The organism is Streptomyces sp. NPDC021080 (assembly GCF_044333225.1).
Lineage (GTDB): Bacteria > Actinomycetota > Actinomycetes > Streptomycetales > Streptomycetaceae > Streptomyces.
This window is the reverse complement of sequence record NZ_JBIRQM010000005.1, coordinates 416,468-440,688: the sequence shown is the minus strand read 5'-3', so window position 1 is coordinate 440,688 and position 24,221 is coordinate 416,468. Positions and strand designations below refer to the sequence as shown.

The window sequence follows — 24,221 nt, the reverse complement described above, 5'->3', positions numbered from 1 at the left end:
ACACCTCTTCGTGATCCGCGAAACCCTGGGCCCCGGGTCCCCCTCGTTCACCCGGCGGCTCGTCCCTCGGTTCCATGAATTCACACCGTGCGCGGTTACGCCTCCCACACGGCGGCGGCCGTCCGGTCGTCGGCGTACCCCTTGACCCGCGCCGACGCGTCCGCGAGGAACGCGGCCAGACCGGGCGGCTCCGCCACCGACCACCGTGTCGTCAGGTACGCGGCCAGTTCGGCCTCGCCGCGCAACGGCTCCGCGAGGCCGCCCGTGCACAGCAGGAGCGTGTCACCCGGGCGGGCGACGGAGGCCCGGAACCGGAAGGGGGCCTGCGGCGGCCGGGGGGCGGGTTCGTACGGGCTCGGTGGTGTCGTGATGCCCAGGTCCATGGTGAGCCGGTCGCCCTCGGGGGTCTCGTGGGGCGGCGATCCGAAACCGACGACGGCCTCCCCCGCCGTGTCGGAGACCCGGGGCTCGATGTCCTGCCACTCGCCGTCCCGCAGCCGGAACAGGCCGCCCGCTCCGACGCCGAAGAAGACCCGGGTACGGCACTCGGGATCGGCGGGCAGCAACAGACAGCGCAGGCCCGCCGTGTACTCCTCGGGTTCGACGCCCTGCTCCGCCGCGCTCGCCCGCAGCTTGCCGAGGCTGCGGGCGGTGAGCCGGTGCAGTCCCGACTTCAGCTCGCCGCGCCGGGCGGCCCTGATGTCCTCGGAGAGCCGTTCGTGACTGCGCCCGACGGCCTGCCCGATCCACTGGCACGCCTCCGCCGCGGCCCGGTGCGCGCCCGAGGTGGCGCGCGCGCCGGTCGCCATCGCCACCAGGACGAGTGCCTGTTCGCCCGTGCCGAACCGCGCGGTGAGCAGCGCGTCCCGGCGCGGCTCGCCCCGGTAGCGCGCGGAGTCCCCGCGCAGCGACACGGCCCGCAGGGTGCTCGTCCCGTAGCGCGCTCCGTCCAGCACGGTGTCGGCGACCAGGTCGCCGAGTTCGTCGGGCTCGGCGGACGGCAGCGCGGTCGGTTCGGGGTCGTAGGTGGGCGGGCCGGAGCCGACGTGTCCGGCGGAGGGCGGCGGCTCGACGACGGAGAGGAACGTCTCCCGGGACTCGTCCGCGGACAGGTCCCCGGGGGCCGGCTCGGGCGGTGGTGTCCGGAAGCCGCCGGTGGTGCTGGGCAGGGCGTTCGCCGAGGGTCCGGGGGACGCGGCGTCCGGGGGCGCCGCGGGAGCGGCCTCGGGTGCCGGCGGCACCTCCGCCGACGCCCTCGAAGCGGGCACCCGGTCGGCGCGAGGCACCGGGGACGGCTCGCTCCGGGTGTCCCGGGAGGCGTGCGGGCCGGGTTCCTGCGCGGTGGACCCCGGCGGTTTCGGGCCGGACGGCAGATCCGCGGGAGCGGCCGGGGCCGAAGCCGGCCGCGGGAGCTCCCAGGACGGGGGCTCCCAGGGAGTGGGCTCCCACGGGGTGGGCTCCCAGGAGGCGGGTTCCGACGGGGGCGTCTCCTGGCCGGGCGGGCCCACGTCCGCGCCGGGCCCCGGCACCGGGCCCCGCTCCCAGCGGCCCGGCCGGGACACCGGCTCGTCGGAGGGCGTCGGGCCGGCCGGGTTCGCGCCGGGCCGGGCGGCGGGGGCCGAGGTGCCCGGACGTCGCCCCGGAACGACGGGAGGCCGCTCCGGCGGCGGGGGCGGCGGCTTCCCCGGCCCGGAGGAGGCGGACCCGGGCACGGTGGGAGGCCGCTCGGGGCGCGGCAGACCGCCGAGCCCGTGGGGGCCGGGCCCCGGCTCGGAGCCGCGTCCCGGGACGGACGCCCCGTCCGTCCCGGACCTCGGATCCGAGCCGGGGCCCGGGTCCGACGGCATGCGCCCGCGGCCCGGTACGGGCGGCACGTCCGACGTCGGCCGCCGTACGGACGCGGGCGGCCCCGGCTCCGACGCGGGCCGGGGCTCGGATGCGGACCTCCGCTCCGGCGCGGGCCGGGCATCGGGCCCGGGCCTCCGCTCCGGCGCGGGCCGGGTGTCCCGCCCGGATTCCGGGCCGGTGTCCAGCCCGTCCCCGAGCGTCCCCGACGCCGACGCGAACCGGTCGTCGAGGGAATCGGCCACGGCCGCGGGCCCCGTGTCCTCGGTGGAGTCGTCGTACAACTGCCGCCACCAGTCGTCCTCATGACCGGTGGGCCTGTCCCCCTGCTGGCTCATGCCCCCGATTGTCCACCGAGACAGCCGGTTGAAAACGGGGCATCCGGAAAAACCGGCCAAGGTGCGGGCCGTCGAACGGCACGTCGAGTGAAGGCTCGAACAGGGATGCGTACCGGAGGCTGCGGACATCCTGCCGCCGGACGGTCCCACCCCCCACGGGAGAACCGCCCGGCGACGTCTGGACGGCCGGGCCCACGCGCGCCGCGCACCGCGCCGCGCACCGCGCAGCGGCCCGGGCCACGGCCGGACGGCCGAGTCGCCTCCGACGTCGGCCGGTTCGGCACCGGCTTCGGGCCCGGATTCGTCCGGCCTCCTCAACCCCCGTGCTCCAGGACCGGTTCGCCCGTGTCCGCGAGCCCGGAAACGTCCCGGTCCGCGAAGCGGCACGGCCGCTTCCCGGCACGCCGGATCCAGGCATCGGACCCGAGCGCCGGACCCGAACGCCGGGCCCGAGCGGAGGATCGAGGAAGCCGGTCGGCTCCTCGGTGACGTGAGCTTGTCAGAGGGGCGGGGGGTATGGCGATGATGTGCCGGGGCGGGTTTGCGCCGTGGCCGGTTTCCGCCACGGCTCGGCCGGCCCGGCCGGAACGCATCCACGGGAGGGGCTTCGCCGCATGCTGGGAGCGATAGGTCTGGACGAGACCCACGAGTCGGCGTACCGCGCGCTGGTGTCCGCGGGCGCCGCCGAGGTGCCCGATCTCGCGCGCCGGCTCACGCTCGGCGAGCACGAGACGGAGCGCGCCCTGCGGCGGCTGGAGCTACGGGGCCTGGCCGCCCAGTCCTCGGCGCGGCCCGGACGCTGGGTCGCGGCCCCGCCCGGGGTCGCCCTCGGCGCGTTGCTCACCCAGCAGCGCCACGAACTGGAGAAGGCGGAACTGGCGGCCGCGCTGCTGGCCGAGGAGTACCGGGGCACGGCGGGCGAACCGGCCGTGCACGACCTGGTCGAGGTGGTGATCGGCGCGGCGGCCGTCTCGCAGCGCTTCCTGCAGCTTCAGCTGGGCGCCTGCGACGAGGTGTGCGCGCTGGTCACCGGCACCCCGATGGTGGTCTCCGGCACGGACAACGACGCCGAGGAACAGGCCGCGGGCCGGGGCGTCCGCTATCGCGTGGTCGTCGAGCGGTCCGTCCTGGACCAGCCGACCGGGATCACCGAGCTGTCGGCCGCGCTCGGCCGCGACGAGCAGGTGCGGGTCGTGGACCGGGTGCCGACCAAACTGGTGATCGCCGACCGGGCGCTCGCGATGGTGCCGCTCACCTCGCACACCGCCGAGCCGGCCGCGCTGGTCGTGCACGCGAGCGGACTCCTCGAGCTGCTGTCGGGGCTGTTCCAGTCGGTGTGGCGGGACGCGCTGCCGCTGCGGCTGGGCAGCCGGGGCGTGCTGGAGCAGGAACCGGACGGTCCGGACACCACCGACCTGGAGATCCTCTCCCTGCTCCTCGCGGGCCTGACCGACGCGAGCGTCGCCAAACAGCTCGACCTGGGCCTGAGGACGGTGCAGCGCCGGGTCAAGCGTCTGATGGAGCTGACGGGCGTGACGACCCGGCTGCAGCTGGGCTGGCACGCGTACGAGCGTGACTGGGTGGCGCGGCGCTGACCTGCGCTCCCCCGTCCGCTCGGGCAGGCTGGGCAGATGGGAGTGTGGGAACTCCTGCTGGTCGGCTTGGTGATTCTGCTCGGCCTGGTCGGAGTACTGGTGCCTGGTCTGCCGGGGTCGTGGCTCGTCTGGGCCGCGGTGCTGTGGTGGGCGCTGAGCTACCCGCAGACGCTGTCCTGGGCCGTCCTGGTGGCCTCGACAGCGGTCCTGCTGCTCTCCCAGGCCGTCCGCTGGATGCTGCCGCCGCGGCGGCTGCGCGAGAGCGGTGCCACCACCCGGATGGCGGTATTCGCGGGGGGCGGCTCGTTCCTCGGCTTCTTCCTGGTCCCGGTGGTGGGTGCCGTGGCCGGTTTCGTCGGCGGGATCTACCTCAGCGAACGGCTGCGCCTCGGCGGCCACGGCCCGGCGAAGGCCTCGGTGCGGACCGCGATGCGGGCGGGCGGCTGGAGCGTGCTGACGGAACTCTTCGCCTGCCTGCTGATCATGGGCGCCTGGCTGGGAGCGGTCATCTGGGGCTGAGGGGCCGGGCGCGGTGATCGGGGGCCGGGGTGCGGGGTGCCGACAGGGACCGCAGGTCGATCGTGTCGGCCAGCGCGCTCATGCCGGCGTCGTTGAAGTGCAGGTGGTCTCCGGGGTCGTAGGCGGGGAGGATCCGGTCCGGGTGGGCCGGGTCGCGGACGGCGGCGTCGAGGTCCGCGACCGCGTCGAAGATCCGGTGGGTGCGGATGGCGGCGTTCACGGCCTGCCGCACGGCTTCCCGGGCCGGGGTGTACGCGGCATGACCGCCGTACGGGGTGATCGTGCCGCCGACGACCGTGATGCCGCGGGCGTGGGCGCGGCGCACGACGAGCCGGTAGGCGTCCTCCAGCGCACAGGGGTCCGTCTGCTCCGGTGTTCCCTTGATGTCGTTGACGCCCTCCAGCACGATCATCGCGCGGACGCCCGCGCGGGAGAAGACGTCGGCGTCCAGGCGGGTGAGCGCGCTCGGGCCCCGGCCGTCGAGCAGGAGCCGGTTCCCGGAGATCCCCGCGTTGAGGACGCCGGGCCTGCGGTGCGCGGGAAGCCCGCGCAGCCGGGCGGCGAGCAGATCGGGCCAGCGGTGGTTGGCGTCGGGCGAGGAGCCGGTGCCGTCGGTGATCGAGTCGCCGAGCGCGACGACACTGCCGGCGGCCGGGGCACCGAGCACGTCGACGCCGGTCACGTAGTACCAGCTGTCGACGGCGACGGTGTAGGCGGCGCCGCTCTCCTCGGCGGTCCGGTCGCCCAGGGGAGCGATGAAGTTGGTCTGGAGCGCGGAGCGGTGGTAGGTCGCCGGGCCGGAATCGGCGGGGGTGTGGACCGAGACCAACAGGTTGGCACCGGCGGGGACGCGCAGGGCGACCGGGTCGCTGACCAGGTCCCGGCCGGCGGGGACGGTGACCGACCTGGCGCCGGCGAAGGTGACCGCGCGCACGGAGCCCGCGCGGGCCCGGGGGCTTCCCGGTTCGCCCGGCCGCTGCAACGCCAGGGTCACGGAACCGAGCCGGAGCGGTGCCGTGCCGAGCCGGTTGGAGAGACGGACGCGCGCGGCCCGGCCGCCGACGCTGGTGTGGACGACATTGCGGACCGAGGCGCCGGGCAGCGCGGGTGCGGTACCGGAGGCCGCCGCCTCCCAGGTCCCCGTCCAGGCCCCGGCCCGGGTCCGGGCCGGGGCGCCGGGACCGGGCGCGGACCGCGCTTCGGCGGTCGCACCCGTCGCGGTGAGGAGCAGGGCGGTCGCCAGGGGGACGAGGAGACGCGGGAGACGCCACAGACGCCGGAACATGATCGCGCGGGACATGGGGCGATCGATTCCCCGCACCTGCACCCCGACGTCGCATCATCACACTTTCGGACGCGCCCGAACGTGAGCGGACGCAGGCTGACGTGGGCGGACCGGAGCGGACGTGGGCGGACCGGAGCGGCGGCGGCCGGACGGGAGCGACAGTGGCCGGACCGGAGCGGCGGCGGCCGGACCCCCTCTCCGCCCCTGGTCCTAGGACCGCAACCCGATGCGCCGGGAGGCAGGGGCGTGTTTGGCTGCTGTCATGACCGAATTCAGTGAGGCCGAGCGCGCGTATCTGAGGTCGCAGCGGCTGGGACGGCTGGCCACCGTCGATCCCCTCGGGCAGCCCCAGGCCAACCCCGTGGGCTTCTTCCCGCAGGAGGACGGGACGATCCTGATCGGCGGCTACTCGATGGGCACCACGAAGAAGTGGCGCAATCTTCAGAAGAACCCCAAGGTCGCTCTCGTCGTCGACGACATCGTCAGCCTCCAGCCGTGGAAGGTCCGGGGCATCGACATCCGCGGAGAGGCGGAACTCCTCACCGGAGCACATGACTTGGGTCCGCACTTCAGCGAGGAACTGATCCGTGTTCACCCGAGGCGCGTTCACAGCTGGGGCCTCGACGACTGAACGCCCCCACGACCGGGACAGGTCGGTGAGCCGTCCGCCCGATCCGGAGCGTGGAGGAGCGAGTTCGACCGTGGCACCGCCGGGCTACGGCTCTCCCGCCGTGCTCAGATGCCGGACGGCGTACGAACGCCAGGGCCGCCAGGTGTCCGGGGCGTCCACGCCGGGTGGTGCCACGTCCGGGTCGCCGAGGGCCCGGGTGCGGATGACGGCGGCGGTGTCCTCGTCCATTCCGGGCAGCGCGAGCAGCGCCGCCCGGGCCTCTTCGCGGTCCGCGCCCGGGTCGAGACGCAGGGTGCCGTCGGCGAGGGCGGCGGTCAGCGCGCCGAGCGGGCCGCCGGGTTCCGCCTCCGCGAGCACGGCGGCCTCGGGGAAGACATGGGTGAGCGTGCCGCACTCGGCGTCCAGCGTCTTGCCGTACCGCAGCACCAGACGCCCGGCCTCCGCCTCCCCGATCAGCGCGCGTACCGCCAGTTCGTCCGGATCGGCGGCGCCCGGCGACCGCAGGCCCGGCCGTGCCGCGACCAGCGGAGCCAGCCGCGCGTCGGCTCCCAGCCGCTCGTCCACGGCGTAGGGGTCGGCGTCGAGGTCGAACAGCCGCCGCAGCCGCTGTACGGCGGTGGTGAGGTCTCGCAGATCGGTGAGGTGCAGCCGGGCGTCGAGCCAGCCGCCGGGGTGGGCGGCGTGGCCGGGGCCCGGTGCTCCCGCGATCCCGCTCGTCCCGCCCGCGCCGGTGCCCGGCCGCTCCTCGACGGCCACGATTCCGGTGCCGTACGGCAGCCGGAGCGTCCGGCGGTACGTACGCCGGCCGCGGTTGCCGTCGAGGGCCTCGACACCCGGGACGGCCTCGGCGGCCAGCAGATCGAAGACGGCGGTGGACTGGTAGGGCCCCCGGTGGGCGAGCCGGAGCGGGACGCCCGCCGCCGGGGTCGCGGCGCTGCGGGGGGCGGGGCCGGTGCGCGGCGCGGCGGCACGCACCTGGCTCGGTGTCGACGCGTAGACCGTGCGGATCGTGTCGTTGAACTGGCGCACGCTGGCGAACCCGGCCGCGAACGCGACCTGGGTGACGGGCAGTTCGGTGGTCTGCAGGAGTGTCCGCGCGGTGTGCGCCCGCTGGGCCCTGGCCAGGGCGACCGGCCCCGCGCCGACCTCCTCCGTGAGCTGTCGCTGGACCTGGCGGGCGCTGTAGCCGAGCCGCGCGGCGAGACCTCCGACGCCCTCGCGGTCCACCACGCCGTCGCCGATCAGGCGCATGGCGCGGCCGACGACATCGGCCCGTACGTTCCAGGCCGCGGACCCCGGTACGGCGTCCGGGCGGCATCGGCGGCAGGCCCGGAATCCCGAACCCTGCGCGGCGGCGGCCGTCGCGTAGAACCGCACGTTGCGCCGCTTCGGCGTCACCGCGGGGCAGCTGGGCCTGCAGTAGATCCCGGTCGTCCGCACGGCGAAGAAGAACTCCCCGTCGAACCGGGCGTCCCGGCTCCGCACGGCCTCGTACTTGGTGTCCGCGTCCCCGGTGTCCTCGTGCTTGGTGTCCTCGTCGTTCACGCTTCCAGTGTGTCCCGGCCCGGACGACAGGGCTGGCGGAAATCGGACGCGGCGTCCCGGGCCGGGCGGCGGACGGTCCGTGCCCGCGCCACCACGCACGGCGGTGGCGCGGGCGAGCCGGACTCCCGGCGGACCGGGTCGGAGGTCTCCCGGGAGCCGGGCCCTCCGCCCCGCCCCGGACCCGGTCCCTCCACCCCGTCCCCGGCTACCAGCGTCCGCGCTTGGCCTCCATGGCGGCGCGGCCCTCCGCTCCCTTGCGCTTCCAGTCACGGCGGATCTCGGCGCGCACCCGCGCGTCCGTCTTCGCGACGATCCGCTGGTTCTCGCGGAGCAGCTTGCGGTAGCTCTCCAGTCGCCGTTCCGGCAGTTCGCCGGAGTCGACGGCCGCCAGCACCGCGCACCCGGGCTCGGCGACATGGGCGCAGTCCTGGAAGCGGCAGTCGGCGGCGAACTCCTCGATCTCGGAGAACACCTGCCCGACGCCGCTCTCGGCGTCCCAGAGTCCGACGCCGCGCAGCCCCGGCGTGTCGATCAGGACACCGCCGCCCGGCAGCACGAGCAGATTGCGGGTCGTCGTGGTGTGCCGGCCCTTGCCGTCCATGTCGCGGGTCGCCCGTACGTCCATCACGTCCTCGCCCAGCAACGCGTTGGCCAGGGTCGACTTGCCCGCGCCGGACTGCCCGAGCAGCACGGCCGTACCGCCGGCGAGCACGGCTTCCAGGACGTCGAGCCCCTCTCCCGTCGCGGAGCTGACGGCGAGCACGGGAACCCCGGGCGCGGTGGTCTCCACGTCCTGGACGAGGTGGGCGAGGGTCGCCGCCTCGGGGACCAGGTCGGCCTTGGTGAGGACGACCACGGGCTGCGCGCCGGACTCCCAGGCCAGCGCGAGGAAGCGCTCGACGCGGCCGAGGTCGAGTTCGACGGCGAGGGAGACGGCCACGACGGCGTGGTCGACGTTGGCCGCGAGGATCTGCCCCTCGGACCGCTTGGAGGAGGTGGAGCGCACGAAGGCCGTGCGGCGCGGCAGATACGCCTTCACGTAACGCGGGTTGCCGGCCGGTTCGACGGCGACCCAGTCACCGGTGCACACGACGCGCATCGGGTCGTGCGGGGTCACGAAGGCCGTGTCGGCGCGGATGACGCCGTCGGCGGTGGCGACGTCGCACTGGCCGCGGTCGACGCGGATCACGCGTCCGGCGACGAGTCCTTCGGTGTCGTAGGGAGCGAACTCGTCCGCCCAGGCGTCGTCCCAGCCGTACGGGACGAGCGGGGACAGCCCGAGGGAGGCGGACGGGGTCGGGAAAGCGAAGCTGGAAGTCAAGGGAGACCCTTCACAAGGGCGGCCCCGGCGACGCGCACTACGGCGCGAAGGAAGAGGAAGGTCAGCCGGCGGCCACGGAGGTGGACTTGATGAACTTCTGGATGCGGGCAGCGCCCATCGCAACGACAGCCATCGGTCACACCTCCTGTTACTCGCTCGAAGCCGACGCCTCGAAGCCCATGCCTCGATGCCGACGCGTGAACTGTATCCGGGGCCCCCTCGGGCCCGTCAATCGAATTAAAACGCCTGCCCGCCGAGGCTTCGGCGGACAGGCGGGCAGGCCGGGCCGGCGGGCTCAGTGAGCCGTCGTGCAGCGTCCGCCGTTGAGGGTGAAGGCGTCCGGGGCCGTGTTCCCGTCGTGCCAGGAGCCGTTGAAGCCGACCGCGAAGGAACCGCCCGCGGTGACGGACTTGTTGTAGTCCTTGGCGGAGGCGGTCACCCGGGATCCGTCCTGGGCGACCGTGCCGTCCCACATCTGTGTGACCCGCTGGCCGTCGTCGAAGGTCCAGCCGATCTGCCAGGAGTCGAGGGCTTTCTCGGACGTGACGGTGACACTGGCCTGGAAGCCGTCCGTCCACTGGTCGACGACGGTGTACTTCACCTCGCAGGAGGCGGGGCTCTTCGTCACCTCGACGGGTGCCGCGGAACTCTTGGAGCCCGGGGTCCCCTCGGTGGCGCGGGCCGGGGACGAGGGCGTGCCCTGGGGCTCGGGGTCGGACTTCGAACCCGTGTCGACGCCGGTGTCCACGGGCTCGGGCGAGACGAGCGCGCCCTCGGCGCGCTTGGTCGCCGGCGGGGACGACACGGCGGGATCGGCCACCGGCTGCCGGTCGGCCGCGTCTCCGCGCGCGGAGACGTCACGGTCGTTCCCGGAGCCGAAGGGCATCAGGGAGACGGTGAGGGCGAGGCCGGAGACGATGACGGCGGCGACCAGCAGTCCGGTGCGGCCGATCCGGGGCGCGGCCTCCTTGATCTCGGCGAGCCCGGTGTCCGCGGCCGCGTCCGTACGCCCGCCGGCGAGCCCCGCCTCCGCGGCGCGGCGCCTGCGTTCCAGGTAGGCGAGGCCGCCCCAGCCGATCACTCCGCCCGCGAGCGCGGCGGGCAGCCCGCCGCCGTGCAGCCGCAGACAGGCCGCGGCCTCCGCGCACTCCACGCACCGGGCGAGGTGCTGCGAGAGGTCATCGGGCGTCTCGGCGCCCGGCGAGCGGGTGACCGCGTCGAGCAGCCGGGCGTAGCTGCGGCACTTGGCGTCCATCGGCGTGTCGAGGTGGTTGCGGTGGCACCGGTCCCTGAACAGCGCCCGCACCTGGCCGAGTTCCTCGGCAGCCGCCACCGGGTCGAGGCCGAGCCGCCGGGCCACCGCGGGCAGCGGCAGCGCCTCCACCTCGACCAGCCACAGCAGGGCGGCGTCGGGTTCCTGAAGGTCCTTCAGACCGCGCAATGCGACCGGGCGGTGGAGCGGGGGCCCGGTGTAGCGGGCGGCCTTCTCGGAGTTGAGCCACAGCCTGAGGTCCGGGTCCAGCCGGTGCCCCTGGCCGTGTGCCTCCCAGGCGGCGGCGGTGGTCCGAACGGAGTTCAGCAGCAGGGGTATCCGGGGCAGCTGGGGGTTCCTGCGCCCGGTGGTCTTCGTGCGGGCCGTGACCGAGCGCGCCTCGTGGATGCCGTGGGTGAACGCCTCGGTGGCCAGCTGCGTGGCCGCGGCGGAGCCGGACGTGCACAGGTCGGCGTACGACAGGACGGCGTCCCAGCATTCCGAGAACAGTGCGGCCTCGGCGGCGTCCTGGGGGGTCGGCAGGTCTGGCATGGGGGGCTCCTGCATCCACTGCTTCCGTGTGCAACGTCAGACAACGCCCAACTCGCCTGTTTTCAGCATGAGTTGGCGGCCTTCTCGACAACGGGCCAGAGCCTTTCACGCTTCCGACACAACTGACAAGCGACGTAGTCACATGATGCGGTCGCGTGATCACAGGACGGGCCGTCGAACGCCGGAGGCCCGGGTTCGTACTCCGGCGGCCCGGGTCCACGCTCCGGCGACCCGAATCCGTACGTCGGCAGCCCGAGTTCACGCTCCGGCGGCCCGAGCCGGGACTCCGGTGGCCAGAGTGTCGTACGGGAGGAGGCCGCGAGGGAAACCGATCACTCCAACCTTCACAGGACTGCCACTCCTCGGCGCGACACGAAGCAGTACGACACGGCACGACGTGGCACGAAGCGGCACGACACACACGGCCCGGACGCCGAAGCGGCGTCCGGGCCGTGTGACGTACGGACCCTCTGTGTACGGACCCCGGGCATCAGGTCCGCACGGGGGCGCTTCGGGGCGCCGGGTCAGACCTGGGAGACCGCCTCCTGCGCGGGCAGGCTGTCCATGAAGGAGCTGACGGAGAAGACCGCCCGGCCGGGACCGGGCTCACCGTATCCGGGGGGCGACTGGAGCCCGAAGTCGTCCATCGTGGCGCGGTAGGCCTCCAGCAGCCGGATGTGGTACTCCAGCGGCGCGCCGTGCGGGTTGGCCTTGCCCAGCGGGGTGGTCGGCTCGGGGCACCAGGTGGTGAAGCGGGGCGTGATGCCGTGCGACATGAAGAACCGCAGGCCCTCGGTCGTCGACGCGATCGCCTCGTCGACGCTGGTGAACCCGAAGGGCTCGGCCATCTCCACGCCCGCGACGAAGTTCGGGATCACATTGCGGGCGCCGAAGATCTCGGCGGAGTCGAGGATGCGCCTGTGCCACTCGTCGCGGCCGACGTAACGCTCCTTGCCGGGGCAGTACAGCTCGAACAGCCGACGGTCCCACACCTCGTAGTTCGGGTGGTAGATCTGCACGCCGTAGTCCTTGAACCGCTGCACGTCGTCGCGCGGCAGCGCCTGGGCCACCACCTTGCCGATCCAGCGCCCGGGGAACCTCTCCTCGATGGCCTTGGCGTAGTGGCCGTAGAAGTCGGCCTCGTCCCGTCCGGCGACCGTCTTGGTGATCGCGCCACCCGTGAGGGTGTACGCCGTCGACGCCTTCGCGGTGTCGTACCGGTCGATGATCTCCAGGGCCTCGAGGACCTCCTCGACGTCCTTGACCCCGGTGTAGGGGCGGCCCGCCGCCTTGTGCTGGCGCCAGTTGTGGTTGATGTCGCAGTACTGGCACTCCTCCTTGGCGCCGAAGTACTGGCAGACCCGGAAGACGGTGAGGTAGATGAGATAGCCCCACTGGATCGTCGGGGCCACCTCCATCACGGACTTCCCGTTGGAGAGGGTGTGCCGGTAGTACTCGGGCATCGGCGGCACCCCGACGTCGGAGATCCGCTTCCCGTCGAGGTAGAGCCCGAGGACGCCCTCGTCGTCGGCGGCGACGCGGTACGGCGAGGCGGGATTGACCCGCACGGACACGACGGTGCGCCGCAGGCCGTACGGGCCGCCGGTGAGGATGATCTCCTCGGGCGGACGCCGGAGCGCGGCCTCGCCCAGTTCGGGCAGGGTGCCGTGGTCGAAGGAGAAGATGAAGTACGACTTCGGCTTGACCTCGCCGCTCTCGTTGTCGCTGAGGGCGGACGCGTCGAAGGCCACGCCCCCGCGGAGCAGGTCCTCCTTGATGACGGCTTCCCGCGGCACGTGCGGGAACCGCTCCATCAGATCCTCGACCAGCGCGGTGCGGCTGCCCATCCCGTTCTCCTCGCTCCCGACCTGCTTCGTCTGTCGTGTTCGACTCCTCACGGTATGCCCCCGCCCGTACATCGGTCGTGCCGGGGCCCCCGCGTCGTGGGGCCCGCCGCCGCACGGGATCTCGTTTGCTCCGTCCGGGCGCCGCTGCGAGAGTCGTCGCCATGCCTGCCTTCAGCGCGTACGACGGGACCGAGCTGGCCTTCGGCACCTCAGGGGACGGCCCGCCCGTGGTGTGTCTGCCCGGCGGACCCATGCAGGACTGCGCCTACCTCGGTGACCTGGGCGGACTCTCCGCGCACCGGCTGCTGATCATGGCGGATCCACGCGGGACCGGCGGGTCCGCGATCCCGGCCGACCCCGGCTCGTACCGCTGCGACCGGCTCGTCGACGACGTCGAGGCGCTGCGCGAGCACCTCGGTCTCGACCGGATGGACCTGCTCGCGCACTCCGGCGGAACGAATCTGGCTCTGCTCTACGCGCAGCGCCACCCGGAGCGCGTCGCGCGCCTCGCGCTGATCACCCCGAGCGTCCACGCCGTCGGGGTCGACATCAGCGGCGAGGTCAGACGGGCGACGGCACTGCTGCGCCGGGACGAGCCCTGGTTCCCCGAGGCGTTCGCGGCGCTGGAGGCGATCGTCGCCGGGAACGGGGACGCCGCCGCGTTCCGGGCCGTCGCCCCCTTCTGGTACGGCCGTTGGGACGAGGCCGCGCGGGCCCACCGGGACGCGGAGGACGAGCACAAGAACCACGAGGCCGCGGCCCGCTTCGCCGAGGACGCGTTCACCCCGGACGCCACCCGGGCGGCACTCGCGCGGCTGGCGTGCCCGGTGCTGGTACTCGCCGGGGAGGTCGACCTGAACTCCCCGCCCGCGGCGATGGCCGAGGTCGCGGCCCTGTTCCCGCGCGCCGAGCTGGTCGTGCAGCCCGGGGCGGGGCACTTTCCGTGGCTCGACGATCCGGCACGGTTCACGGCGGCGACGGAGGCGTTCCTGGCGGGGCCCGCCCACTGACGGCGAGGCCCGCCCACTGACGGCCGGGCCGACGGGGTTCACCTCGCCGGGTGAGGCGGGTGGGTGGCCCGGAGGCGGGCCGCACGGGACCGGCGGCCCGGGGCAGGCCGCGGGCGACGGCCGTCGCGGGCGGAACGTGGATGACAGCCGTCGCGGGCGGAACATGGGCAACGGCCGTCGCGGGAGCGCCGTGGCGACTGCCGTCGCGGGCGGGCCGTGGCGACGGCTGTCAGGCGGTCCGTTCCAGGTCCTCCGGGCCGATCCGGAATTCCGGCGCCTTCCCGGACAGCAGGCGTCCGGCCTCGTCCAGCACGGTCAGACCGAGGCGGGCGACCTCGTTGCCCTGCGAGCCGGCCAGGTGAGGCGTGAGAAAGGCGTTCGGGAGGTCGTACAGCGGGGAGTCGGCGGGCAGCGGTTCGGGGTCGGTGACGTCGAGGATCGCGCTGACGTGCCCGGCGCGCAGCGCCTCGACGAGGGCGTCGTGATCGACCAGGGAGCCGCGCGCGGTGTTGACCAGCACCGATCCGGCGGGCATCAGGGCGAGTTCGCGGCGGCCGATCAGATGCCATGTCTCCGGGGTCTGCGGCGCGTGGACGGTGACGACGTCGCTGCCGGCGAGCAGTTCGTCGAGCGGCAGCAGCGGGACACCGAGGGCGGCCGCCCCGGCCTCGTCGACGTAGGGGTCGGCGAGGCTCACGGCCAGGTCGAAGGGCCGGAGCAGTTCGATGAGGCGCCGGCCGATGCGGGAGGCGCCCACGATGCCGACCCGGCGGCCGAAGTTGCCGATACCGGGGAGGATCTCGCCGTAGGGGAAGGCCCGTTCGGCGCGCAGGCGTTCCCGGTGGGCGAAGACGTCCTTGCCCGCGAGCAGGATCATGGCGAGCGTGTACTCGGCGACGGGCAGCGCGTTCGCGGCGGCGGCCGAGGAGACGACGATGCCGCGCTCCCACACCGCCGGTGTCACGAAGCTCTTCACCGAACCGGCGGCGTGCAGGACGGCCCGCAGTCTCGGGGCCGCGTCGAGCGTGCCGGCGTCGAGCACGGGGCAGCCCCAGCCGGTGATCAGGATCTCGGTGTCGGCGAGCCGGGCCCGTGCCCGCGGCTCCGTGAAGTCGCCCGCCACCGTGGAGAGATCGATGTCCACCAGTTCGCGCAGCCGGGCGAGTGTGTCCGGGGGGAAGATCCGGGGCACGTTCCCGGCGGTCATGGCGAACATCGCCACAGGGCGTCCGGACGGTTTCGCCACCGGCCGTTCGGACGGTTTCGCCACAGGGATCTCGGACGGTTCCACCACAGGACGTTCGGGCAAGGAGACGGCCTTCCGGTTCGGTGACGCCGAGGACAGCAACCGCTCTCCACGCTAGGTCGCGCCACGTGAGAAGGTCAACGGACAGGTCTGCCACCTGGGCGGACCGGCGGGGTACGTTCGCCGGGTGGCCGTCGCACGGGACCACGTACAGCGACTCCCGGAAAGGGACGACGGGGATGACTGGAACCCTGACCAACTGGGCCGGCAACATCACGTACACGGCGAAGGAACTGGAGCGGCCCTCCTCGCTCGACGCGCTGCGCGCCCTGGTCGCGGACAGCTCCCGTGTCCGGGTGCTGGGCAGCGGGCACTCGTTCAACGAGATCGCCGAACCGGGTGCCGACGGCGTCCTGCTGTCCCTGACCGCGCTGCCCGGCTCGGTGGACGTCGACACGACGGCCCGTACGGTACGGGTCTCGGGCGGTGTCCGGTACGCCGAACTCGCCCGCCGGGTGCACGAGCACGGACTCGCGCTGCACAACATGGCCTCCCTCCCGCACATCTCGGTCGCGGGATCGGTCGCCACCGGCACCCACGGCTCCGGGATCACGAACGGGTCGTTGGCCGCCGCCGTGCGCGAGGTCGAGCTGATCACCGCGGACGGCTCCGGCCTGGTCATCGGCCGGGGCGAGGAGCGGTTCGGCGGCGCCGTGACCTCGCTGGGCGCGCTCGGTGTGGTCACCGCGCTCACCCTCGACCTGGAGCCGGACTTCGAGGTGAGCCAGCATGTGTTCACCGAACTCCCCCTGGAGGGAATCGACTTCGAGACGGTCGCGGCGTCTGCGTACAGCGTGAGCCTGTTCACCGACTGGAGGCGTCCGGGCTTCCGGCAGGTGTGGCTCAAGCGGCGTACGGACCGGCCGTCGCCCGACTTCCCGTGGGCCACGCCCGCGACCGAGGCCATGCACCCGGTGCCGGGCATGCCTGCCCGCAACTGCACGGAGCAGTTGGGGGTCCCCGGTCCCTGGCACGAACGCCTGCCGCATTTCCGGGCCGAGTTCACCCCGAGCAGCGGGGCCGAGCTGCAGTCGGAGTACCTGCTGGCGCGCTCGGACGCGATGGCGGCGCTGCACGCCCTGGACGCGATCCGCGCGACGATCGCGCCGGTGCTGCAGATCTGCGAGGTGCGGACCGTGGCCGCCGACGACCAGTGGCTGAGTCCGGCGTACGGCCGGGACACCGTGGCCGTGCACTTCACCTGGATCGAGGACACGGAGGCCGTCCTGCCGGTGGTACGCCGGGTCGAGCGGGCGCTGGATCCGTTCGGGCCGCGGCCGCACTGGGGCAAGGTGTTCACCGTGCCGCCGCAGGTGCTGCGCGAACGGTCGCCGCGGCTGGCGGAGTTCAGGGCCCTGGCCGGCGAGCTCGACCCGGCCGGCACCTTCGCCAACGCGTTCGTGCGGGACTTCCTCCACCCGCTCGACTGACCGTCCTCCCCCTTCCTCCACCCCATTTCCTAACCCCTTGTCGAATGTCCCCGGCGGGCCATAGCCTTGCGCAGCGCGGGAACCGGCGGGCCTCGTCACGGCCCCGGGGAACCGGGCGGCCGACGCGCCCGGCAGCCGGTGCGCGGGAGCGAGGGGGAGTCCCATGAAGCGCGGTACGTCACGCGACATCCGCACCGCGAACCGGTACGAGGTGCTGCGGCAGATCATCGCCGCGTCCCCCACCTCGCGGCAGGAGCTGGCGGCGGCGACCGGGCTCAGCCTGGCCACGGTCGCCACGCTCGTCGGTGAACTGCTCGACCTGAGGATGCTGACCGAGGTCGGCTTCGAGGACTCCGCGGGCGGCCGTCCACGGGGGCTGGTGGCGGTCAACGCGGCCGGGGGCGCCCTGATCGGTGTCGACATCGCGGAGACGTACGTCCGTGTCGAGCTGTTCGACCTGGCCCTGAACGTGCTCGCCCGCGCCGACGAGGACATGCGCCCCGGCGAGAGCCGCCCGGAGCAGGTGGTCGGCCATGTCGCGGCCGCCGTCGGCTCGGTGGTCGCGCAGGCCGGGGTGGAGGGCGCGCGGGTCCTGGGCGTGGGCGTCAGCGTCCCCGGGCAGGTCGACCGCGACACCGGGATCGCGGAGTACGCGCCCAACTGGGACTGGCACGACGTGCCGTTGCTCGATCTGCTCGCGGAGCACATCCCCTATCCGCTCCACCTGGACAACCCGCTGCGCGCCTGCGCCGTCGCCGAGTTGTGGTTCGGCGCGGCCCGCGGACGCGGTGACGCCGTCGTGGTCAATCTGGGCACGGGTGTCGGCGCGGGTCTCGCGCTCGGCGGCGGGCTGCACCGAGGCGTCAGCAACAGCGCGGGCGAGTGGGGCCACACCACCCTCGTGCTGGACGGCCGGCTGTGCCACTGCGGCAACCACGGCTGCGTGGAGACGTATGTCGGGGCTCCCGGAATCATGCTGAACCTGCGCGAACTGAGCCCCGGCAGCACCCTGTTGCACCCGGAGGACCAGACCGCCACCATCGACGCCCTCGCCGCGGGCGTCGCCGCACAGGACCCGGTGGCCGTCAAGGTCGTACGCGACACCGCCCGTTACCTCGGCGCCGGGATCTCCGACCTGGTCAACCTGCTCAACCCCGAAGTGGTCGTGCTGAGCAGCTGGGTCGCGGCCACGCTCGGGGAACCGCTGCTGCGCGAGGTGCGCGAGGCCGTCGCCCGGCACGCGCTGCGGCGTCCGCTCGCGGCCACCGAGATCGTCCTCTCCCCCATTCCGACCGACCCGGTCTGCCTGGGTGCCGCCACGTTCGCCCTCGAAGGGGCACTCAAGTCGGTCGGCCGCCGGCCGGCCGGGCGAACCGCCCCCGCCCGGAGCCGCACAGCGCCTCCGGCGTGACGGAGCAGCCGGACCCCACGGCACCGCTCAGCTCAAGTGCCGTCGTTTTCACGTGAGTTGACGAGCCACGCCCGGCCGCTCCGGCGGATCCCGGCCCATGGCGTCCGGTATCCCGAACCCCCGGCAACGCTTCGCACGGACTTCGTCCAACCCCTTGCCGAAGGATTGGCGGAAGGTTAACGTCCGGCACCGCACGGCGCGTTCGAGCCGAGGCCGCACGCAACCAGCACGCAGAGCGCACTCAAACCGCCTACAAGACAAGGACGTCACCATGTCGGCATTGAGCAGCAACTGGGACCGTCGATCCGTACTGCGGGCCGCCGCCGGCCTCGCCGCCCTCGGGCCACTGGCCGCCTGCGGCAGCAACAACGGGCGCTCCGGGGGCGGAAGTTCGGGCAAGGAGCTGGTCCAGTACTTCCATGCCTACGGGGAGGCGGGCACCGAGCAGGCCATCAAGCGGTACGCGAAGGCCTACGACAAGGCGGGGGTGACCACGCAGTGGATCACCGGCAGCGACTTCGAGAGCAAGCTGTTCGCCTCCCTGCTCACCGAGAACGCGCCCGACGTCTTCGAGTTCCACCCGCAGATCCAGCTCGTCAAGAGCGGCCAGGTGGCGGACCTGAGCGACATCGTCGATCCGGTCAAGGACGACTTCAACCCGGCCGACATCGCCTCGCACACGGTCGACGGGAAGGTCTACGGCGTCCGCATGATCGACGACCCGCAGTTCTTCTTCTACCGGCCCTCCCTGCTGGAGAAGGCCGGCGTCAAGGTGCCGACCACGCTCGACGAACTCGTCGAGGCGGCGGCGAAGTTGACGACCGGCAAGGTCAAGGGCCTGTTCATCGGCAACGACCTGCACGCGGTCATCAACCCGATGATCTGGTCCGCGGGCGCCGACACGCTCGACGAGAAGAACCGGATCGCCTACCACACGGAGGGGGTCAAGGAGGGGCTGAAGACGATGCGGGGCCTGTTCACCAGCGGCCATCTGCTCCTCGACGCCCCGGCCGACTACTGGGACCCGTCGGCGATCAACCAGGGCCTGTGCGCGATCCAGTTCTGCGGGATGTGGGCGATGCCGCAGATGCAGAAGGTGCTCGGCGACGACATCGGGGTCTTCCCGTTCCCGAAGGTCACCGACTCGGGCAAGCCGTCCGTCTACAACGGCGGCTGGTCGATGTTCGTCAACGCCAAGGGCAGACACGTCGACCTGGCCAAGGAGTACGTGAAGTGGCTGTGGATCGACCAGAAGAAGTACCAGGAGGACTGGTCGCTGTCGTACGGCTTCCACATCCCGCCGCGCTCCTCGCTCGCCGCGTCCGCCACCAAGCTCAAGTCGGGGCTTCCCGCCGAGGGCGTCAAACTCTTCGGCGAGTACGGGCACTTCGACAACATCGGCTGGACCCAGTCCATGATCACCGCCCTTGAGGACGTCTTCGCCAACTGCGTCCGCAAGAACGGGGACCCGGAGGCCGCGCTCGACAAGGCGGACGTGACCGTGAACCGCGAACTCAAGAAGCTGTTCGGATAGGCCGGCGGACGGGCCCCGGCATGTCGACCACCACGCACGATGTCCCGCGTTCCGCCCCGGCCGAGGCCGCCGCACCCCGGCCGCGGCGGTTCCGGCGGGGCGGAACCACCCTCGCCTTCTGGCTGTTCACCGGCCCCTTCCTCATCGGCCTGCTCGTCTTCGTGTACGTGCCGATCGGCTGGAGCCTGTGGCTGAGCTTCTTCGAGGCACGCTTCACCGTCACCCCGGACAAGTTCGTCGGCTTCGACAACTACCGGCAGATGCTGGAGAACGGCGACTTCACCGGTTCGCTGGTCACGTTCACCGTCTTCGCCGCCTTCATCGTCCCGCTGACCTGGGCGCTCTCCCTGGGCCTCGCACTGCTGGTGAACCGGCTGCGCCTCATGCGGGCGTTCTTCCGGTCGGTGTTCTTCCTGCCGACCGCGTGCAGTTACGTCGCCGCCTCGCTGATCTGGAAGATGTCCCTCTTCAGCGGGGTCCGCTTCGGTCTGATGAACACCGTCCTCGGCTGGTTCGGCGTCGAGAACATCGCCTGGCTGGCCGACCCGGATCCGCCCTGGTACTGGCTGGTCATCGTGACCGCGCGGCTCTGGCTCCAGGCCGGCTTCTACATGATCCTCTTCCTGGCCGCCCTGCAGAACATCCCGCCCGAGCTCTACGAGGCCGCGGCGATCGACGGTGCCGGGCCCGGCTGGCAGTCGTTCCGCCACATCACCCTGCCGCAGCTGCGCGCCACCTCGACGGCCGTGGTCCTGCTGCTCCTCGTGGCGGCGTACCAGGCCTTCGACGAGTTCTTCAACCTGCTCTCGAAGACCACCTGGGGCCGCCCGCCGCTCGTCGAGCTGTACTACACGGCACTCGGCCAGGCGCAGGACTACGGCGCGGGCAGCGCGGGCGCGGTCATCCTCACGCTGCTCATCTGCCTGGTGACCCTGCTCCAGGGCAGGTTCATGGGATTCGGACGCGGGGAGGAGGCCGGATGACCGCCGTCACACGGGGCCGGGGGGCTCACGCCGCCGCGCCGGGGAGGCGCCGGCGGAACAAGCGCGGTGGTGTCCTCGGCAGTACCGGCCTGTACGTCGCCACCGGGGTCGCCGGTCTGCTGTTCCTCGTCCCCTTCTATCTGCTCGTGCGCAACGCCCTGTCGACCGACGCCGAGATCACCGGCGAGAACTGGCGGTTCTTCCCCACCGATCTCAAGTGGGGCAACATCGCGGAGCTGTTCGACGACCCCACCGTCCCCTTCGCCCGCTCCCTGTGGAACTCCGCCGTCGTCGGAGTGCTGCACACCCTCGGCACCCTGCTGGTCTGCTCGCTCGCCGGCTACGGCCTCGCGCGCATCCCGTACCGGCACGCCGACAAGGTCTTCTACGCGGTGCTGGTCACCCTGATGGTTCCCGCCGCCGTGACCTTCGTGCCGAGCTTCGTGCTCGTGTCCTCGCTCGGCTGGGTGGACAGTCTTCGCGGTCTCATCATTCCGGGGCTTTTCAGCGGTTTCACGTGCTTCCTCTTCCGGCAGTACTTCTTGGGGTTCCCGAAGGAACTGGAGGAGGCGGCGCGCATGGACGGGCTCGGCCACTGGGGCGCGTACTGGCGCATCGTCGTGCCCAACTCGCTCAACTTCTTCGCCGCGATCGCGACCATCACCTTCATCAGCGGCTGGAACGCCTTCCTGTGGCCGCTGGTCATCGGCCAGGACCCCGACGCCTGGACCGTCCAGGTGGCGCTGTCCTCGTACATGACGAACCAGACCGTCAACTTCCATCTGATCTTCATGGCCACGGCCATTTCCATCCTGCCCCTGGTGTTCGTGTTCCTCTTCCTCCAGCGCTGGCTGGTCCAGGGAATCGCGCAGACCGGCATCAAGGGCTGAACGAGGAGACGCATGTCTTTCCGCACCTCTCCCGGACCACCGGCCTCTCCCCCGTCCGCCACCGGCCATGTCGAGGACGTCTCCCCCGGCAGCGGCGCCCTCCCGCCCCGTGCCTGGTACGCGTCCTCGGACGCCCGGTCCCTGTCCCTGAACGGCCGCTGGGACTTCCGGCTCTCGCCCACCGCCGACGCCGAGGACGACTCCTTCGCGGCCGAGGGATACGAGCCCGGCGGCTGGGCCGAGGTCCAGGTCCCCGGCCACTGGGTGCTGCAGGGTCATGGATCGCCGGCCTACACGAACCACCTCTACCCGTTCCCGGTCGACCCCCCGCGCGTGCCGACCGAGAACCCGACCGGCGACCATCTGCGCCGCTTCGACCTGCCGCCCGACTGGCCCGCGGACGGCGGTACGGTCCTGCGCTTCGACGGGGTCGAGTCCTGTGCCCGGGTCTGGCTCAACGGCACGGACCTCGGTGATTTCAAGGGCTCCCGGCTGCCGCACGAGTTCGCCGTGGGCCATCTGCTCAGGCCCGGCGGCAACGTGCTCGCGGTCCGGGTGCACCAGTGGTCGGCGGGCTCCTACCTGGAGGACCAGGACCAGTGGTGGCTGCCGGGCATCTTCCGCGACGTCACCCTGCTGCACCGGCCGCCGGGCGGCGCGCTCGACTTCTTCGTGCACGCCGCGTACGACCACCGGCAGGGCCTGGGGACCCTGCGCGTCGACTCCGACGTCGACGGGCGGGTCCTCGTGCCCGCGCTGGACATCGAGGTCGGGACCGGGACGCCGGTCACCGTCCCGGTGCTGCCCTGGACGGCCGAGACACCCCGGCTCTACGACGGCGAACTGGTCACCGAGGGCGAGCGCGTCCCCCTGCGCATCGGCTTCCGCACGGTCGAACTCCACGACGGTCTGATCGAGGTGAACGGCAGGCCCGTCCTCTTCAAGGGCGTCAACCGGCACGAATGGCATCCGCAGAAGGGCCGCGCCCTCGACCCTGAGACCATGCTCGCGGACGTGCTGCTGATGAAGCGGCACAACATCAACGCCGTGCGCACCTCGCACTACCCGCCGCACCCGGCCTTCCTCGACCTGTGCGACACCTACGGCCTGTGGGTCGTCGACGAGTGCGATCTGGAGACCCACGGCTTCACCGAACAGGCCTGGCGCGACAACCCCGTCGACGACGACCGCTGGACGCCCGCCCTGCTCGACCGGGCCGCGCGCATGGTCGAACGCGACAAGAACCATCCCTCGGTCGTCCTGTGGTCCCTCGGCAACGAGGCCGGCACCGGGCGCGGCCTCACCGCGATGGCCGAGTGGATCCGTGCCCGCGACGGCTCACGGCTGCTCCACTACGAGGGCGACCACGACTGCCGTGACACGGACGTCTATTCCCGCATGTACGCCGATCACGCCGAGGTCGAACGGATCGGCCGGCGCCAGGACGGCGGAGGACCGAAACGGCGTCGACTGCCCTTCATCCTGTGCGAGTACGGGCACGCCATGGGCAACGGCCCCGGCGGCATCGCCGACTACCAGCGGCTGTTCACCTCCTACGACCGTCTCCAGGGCGGCTTCGTCTGGGAGTGGATCGACCACGGCATCGAGGACGAGCGCCACGGGTTCGCGTACGGAGGGGACTTCGGGGAGGAGCTGCACGACGGGAACTTCGTCTGCGACGGGCTTCTCTTCCCGGACCGGACCCCGTCCCCCGGGCTCGTCGAGTACAAGAAGGTGATCGAGCCCGTCCGCATCGACGGCTCGGGCCCGGACGGCACCGTGCGCGTCACCAACGGGTACGACTTCGCGGACCTTTCCCACCTGGCCTTCGCGTGGTCGTACCAAGTGGACGGCGAGAGCGTCGAGTCGGGACCGCTCGCGGTGCCCGCGCTGGCGCCGGGCGCGTCGGCCGAGGTCGAACTGCCCGCACCGCCCGTGGATCCGCAGGATGCCGGGGCACAGTGGACGGTCCGGGCGGTGCTGGCCGAGGAGACGGCCTGGGGACCGCGCGGCCACGTCGTCGCCTGGACCCAGCTCCTCGTGGGGGAGCCCGTGCCGCCCCCCTTCGCACCGTCCGCGGCTCCGGTCCTCGGCGAGCGGGTCGTCACCCTCGGTCCGGGCACCTTCGACGCCCGTACCGGTGCGCTGCTGGCCGTCGGCGGGGTCGAGGTCACCGGTCCGCGCCTGGACGTGTGGCGCGCCCCGACCGACAACGACAACGGCGCGCACTGGCAGCCGGACGCCCGGCACGGTCCGCTCTGGCGGGCGCTGGGCCTGCACCGGATGCAGCACCGCCTGGACGCGGTGGAGACGGGCGACGGCTTCCTGACCGTACGCACCCGGGTGGCGCCCGCGGCCCGGGACCTGGGCCTCGGCACGGTGTACCGCTGGTCCTCCGACGGCACCCGGCTGCGGCTGACCGTGTCCGTGGTGCCGGAGGGCCGGTGGACGCTGCCGTTGCCCCGGCTCGGCGTCCGGCTCGGCCTCGCGGGCTCCGCGGACCGGGTGAGCTGGCTCGGCGGTGGCCCCGGAGAGGGATATCCGGACACCAGGTCGGCCTGTGTGAACGGGCGTTGGGAGTCGACGGTCGACGCGATGCAGACGCCGTACGTGCGCCCGCAGGAGAACGGCGCCCGGCCCGGCGTCCGCCGGGCCGAGATCGGCGGACTGCGGATCGAGGGCGACCCCGCCTTCTGGTTCACCGCGCGCCGCTGGACGACCGAGCAGCTGGACGCGGCGGAGCACCGGGCGGATCTGCGCCCCGGTGACACGGTCTGGGTCAACCTCGATCACGGCCAGCAGGGCATCGGTTCGCAGTCGTGCGGTCCCGGTGCCCTGCCCCGGTATCAACTGCGGGCCGCTACGGCCGAGTTCTCGTTCGTGTTCTCCGAGATCCCGGACTGAGGCCCGCGTCCCGGGTGCGGCCG

At 72.8% G+C, this 24,221-nt stretch carries 18 protein-coding genes; 11 read left to right on the top strand and 7 right to left on the bottom strand.

Features of this window, described 5'->3' with window-relative positions; genetic code table 11:
* Nucleotides 1-95: 95 nt before the first annotated feature.
* Complete coding sequence (locus ACH4S8_RS15120) at nucleotides 96-2,183, bottom strand: protein phosphatase 2C domain-containing protein (RefSeq protein WP_398393845.1); 2,088 nt, start codon at nucleotides 2,181-2,183, stop codon at nucleotides 96-98.
* Nucleotides 2,184-2,797: 614 nt separating this feature from the next.
* On the opposite strand from ACH4S8_RS15120, the gene ACH4S8_RS15115 reads away from it, so the two are divergent.
* Entirely contained in the window at nucleotides 2,798-3,778 is a 981-nt protein-coding gene (locus ACH4S8_RS15115) for a helix-turn-helix domain-containing protein (RefSeq protein ID WP_398393843.1), read from the top strand.
* Nucleotides 3,779-3,814: 36 nt separating this feature from the next.
* Nucleotides 3,815-4,297, top strand: a complete 483-nt coding sequence (locus ACH4S8_RS15110) for a DUF456 domain-containing protein (protein ID WP_398393841.1) — start codon at nucleotides 3,815-3,817, stop codon at nucleotides 4,295-4,297.
* Here ACH4S8_RS15110 and ACH4S8_RS15105 read toward each other — a convergent pair.
* Nucleotides 4,284-5,597: an SGNH/GDSL hydrolase family protein gene (locus tag ACH4S8_RS15105; protein ID WP_398393839.1), complete on the bottom strand. Its 1,314-nt coding sequence runs from the start codon at nucleotides 5,595-5,597 to the stop codon at nucleotides 4,284-4,286. The two genes, ACH4S8_RS15110 and ACH4S8_RS15105, sit on opposite strands and share 14 nt — an antisense overlap.
* A gap of 247 nt (nucleotides 5,598-5,844) precedes the next feature.
* Between ACH4S8_RS15105 and ACH4S8_RS15100 the strand changes: the two genes are divergently transcribed.
* The gene (locus ACH4S8_RS15100) at nucleotides 5,845-6,213 is read left to right on the top strand and encodes a PPOX class F420-dependent oxidoreductase (RefSeq protein ID WP_398393837.1); all 369 of its coding nucleotides are present in this window, start codon (nucleotides 5,845-5,847) and stop codon (nucleotides 6,211-6,213) included.
* A gap of 84 nt (nucleotides 6,214-6,297) precedes the next feature.
* Here ACH4S8_RS15100 and ACH4S8_RS15095 read toward each other — a convergent pair whose 3' ends face one another.
* The 4 genes from ACH4S8_RS15095 to ACH4S8_RS15080 all read right to left on the bottom strand — a co-directional run bounded on the left by ACH4S8_RS15095 (nucleotide 6,298) and on the right by ACH4S8_RS15080 (nucleotide 12,730).
* Entirely contained in the window at nucleotides 6,298-7,758 is a 1,461-nt protein-coding gene (locus ACH4S8_RS15095; RefSeq protein WP_398393835.1) for a DNA-3-methyladenine glycosylase 2 family protein, read from the bottom strand.
* 205 nt (nucleotides 7,759-7,963) lie between these two features.
* Complete coding sequence (gene rsgA, locus ACH4S8_RS15090) at nucleotides 7,964-9,079, bottom strand: ribosome small subunit-dependent GTPase A (RefSeq protein WP_398393833.1); 1,116 nt, start codon at nucleotides 9,077-9,079, stop codon at nucleotides 7,964-7,966.
* A gap of 295 nt (nucleotides 9,080-9,374) precedes the next feature.
* Nucleotides 9,375-10,883 (bottom strand): cellulose binding domain-containing protein, encoded by a 1,509-nt coding sequence (locus tag ACH4S8_RS15085; protein WP_398393831.1) that lies wholly within the window; start codon nucleotides 10,881-10,883, stop codon nucleotides 9,375-9,377.
* 524 nt (nucleotides 10,884-11,407) lie between these two features.
* Complete coding sequence (locus ACH4S8_RS15080) at nucleotides 11,408-12,730, bottom strand: radical SAM protein (RefSeq protein WP_398393829.1); 1,323 nt, start codon at nucleotides 12,728-12,730, stop codon at nucleotides 11,408-11,410.
* A gap of 161 nt (nucleotides 12,731-12,891) precedes the next feature.
* Here ACH4S8_RS15080 and ACH4S8_RS15075 point away from each other — a divergent pair, with 161 nt between their 5' ends.
* Complete coding sequence (locus tag ACH4S8_RS15075) at nucleotides 12,892-13,740, top strand: alpha/beta fold hydrolase (protein WP_398393827.1); 849 nt, start codon at nucleotides 12,892-12,894, stop codon at nucleotides 13,738-13,740.
* Nucleotides 13,741-13,969: 229 nt separating this feature from the next.
* Here ACH4S8_RS15075 and ACH4S8_RS15070 read toward each other — a convergent pair whose 3' ends face one another.
* Nucleotides 13,970-14,947, bottom strand: coding sequence for a hydroxyacid dehydrogenase (locus ACH4S8_RS15070; protein WP_398393825.1), 978 nt, complete (start codon nucleotides 14,945-14,947; stop codon nucleotides 13,970-13,972).
* Here ACH4S8_RS15070 and ACH4S8_RS15065 point away from each other — a divergent pair.
* The 7 genes from ACH4S8_RS15065 to ACH4S8_RS15035 all read left to right on the top strand — a co-directional run bounded on the left by ACH4S8_RS15065 (nucleotide 14,946) and on the right by ACH4S8_RS15035 (nucleotide 24,198).
* Entirely contained in the window at nucleotides 14,946-15,104 is a 159-nt protein-coding gene (locus ACH4S8_RS15065; RefSeq protein ID WP_398393823.1) for a hypothetical protein, read from the top strand. The two genes, ACH4S8_RS15070 and ACH4S8_RS15065, sit on opposite strands and share 2 nt — an antisense overlap.
* A gap of 121 nt (nucleotides 15,105-15,225) precedes the next feature.
* Entirely contained in the window at nucleotides 15,226-16,476 is a 1,251-nt protein-coding gene (locus ACH4S8_RS15060) for an FAD-binding protein (protein ID WP_398393821.1), read from the top strand.
* Between the two features lie 163 nt (nucleotides 16,477-16,639).
* Complete coding sequence (locus ACH4S8_RS15055) at nucleotides 16,640-17,887, top strand: ROK family protein (RefSeq protein WP_398393819.1); 1,248 nt, start codon at nucleotides 16,640-16,642, stop codon at nucleotides 17,885-17,887.
* A 271-nt stretch (nucleotides 17,888-18,158) separates the two neighbouring features.
* Nucleotides 18,159-19,421, top strand: coding sequence for an ABC transporter substrate-binding protein (locus tag ACH4S8_RS15050; RefSeq protein ID WP_398393817.1), 1,263 nt, complete (start codon nucleotides 18,159-18,161; stop codon nucleotides 19,419-19,421).
* A gap of 20 nt (nucleotides 19,422-19,441) precedes the next feature.
* Nucleotides 19,442-20,404 carry a carbohydrate ABC transporter permease gene (locus tag ACH4S8_RS15045; protein ID WP_398393815.1) on the top strand — a complete coding sequence of 321 codons (963 nt, stop codon included), beginning with the start codon at nucleotides 19,442-19,444 and terminating at the stop codon, nucleotides 20,402-20,404.
* On the top strand, nucleotides 20,401-21,294 hold the full coding sequence (locus tag ACH4S8_RS15040) for a carbohydrate ABC transporter permease (protein WP_398393813.1): 894 nt from the start codon (nucleotides 20,401-20,403) through the stop codon (nucleotides 21,292-21,294). The genes ACH4S8_RS15045 and ACH4S8_RS15040 overlap by 4 nt, the downstream gene beginning before the upstream one ends.
* A 12-nt stretch (nucleotides 21,295-21,306) precedes the next feature.
* Nucleotides 21,307-24,198 carry a glycoside hydrolase family 2 TIM barrel-domain containing protein gene (locus ACH4S8_RS15035; RefSeq protein WP_398393811.1) on the top strand — a complete coding sequence of 964 codons (2,892 nt, stop codon included), beginning with the start codon at nucleotides 21,307-21,309 and terminating at the stop codon, nucleotides 24,196-24,198.
* Nucleotides 24,199-24,221 lie beyond the last annotated feature (23 nt).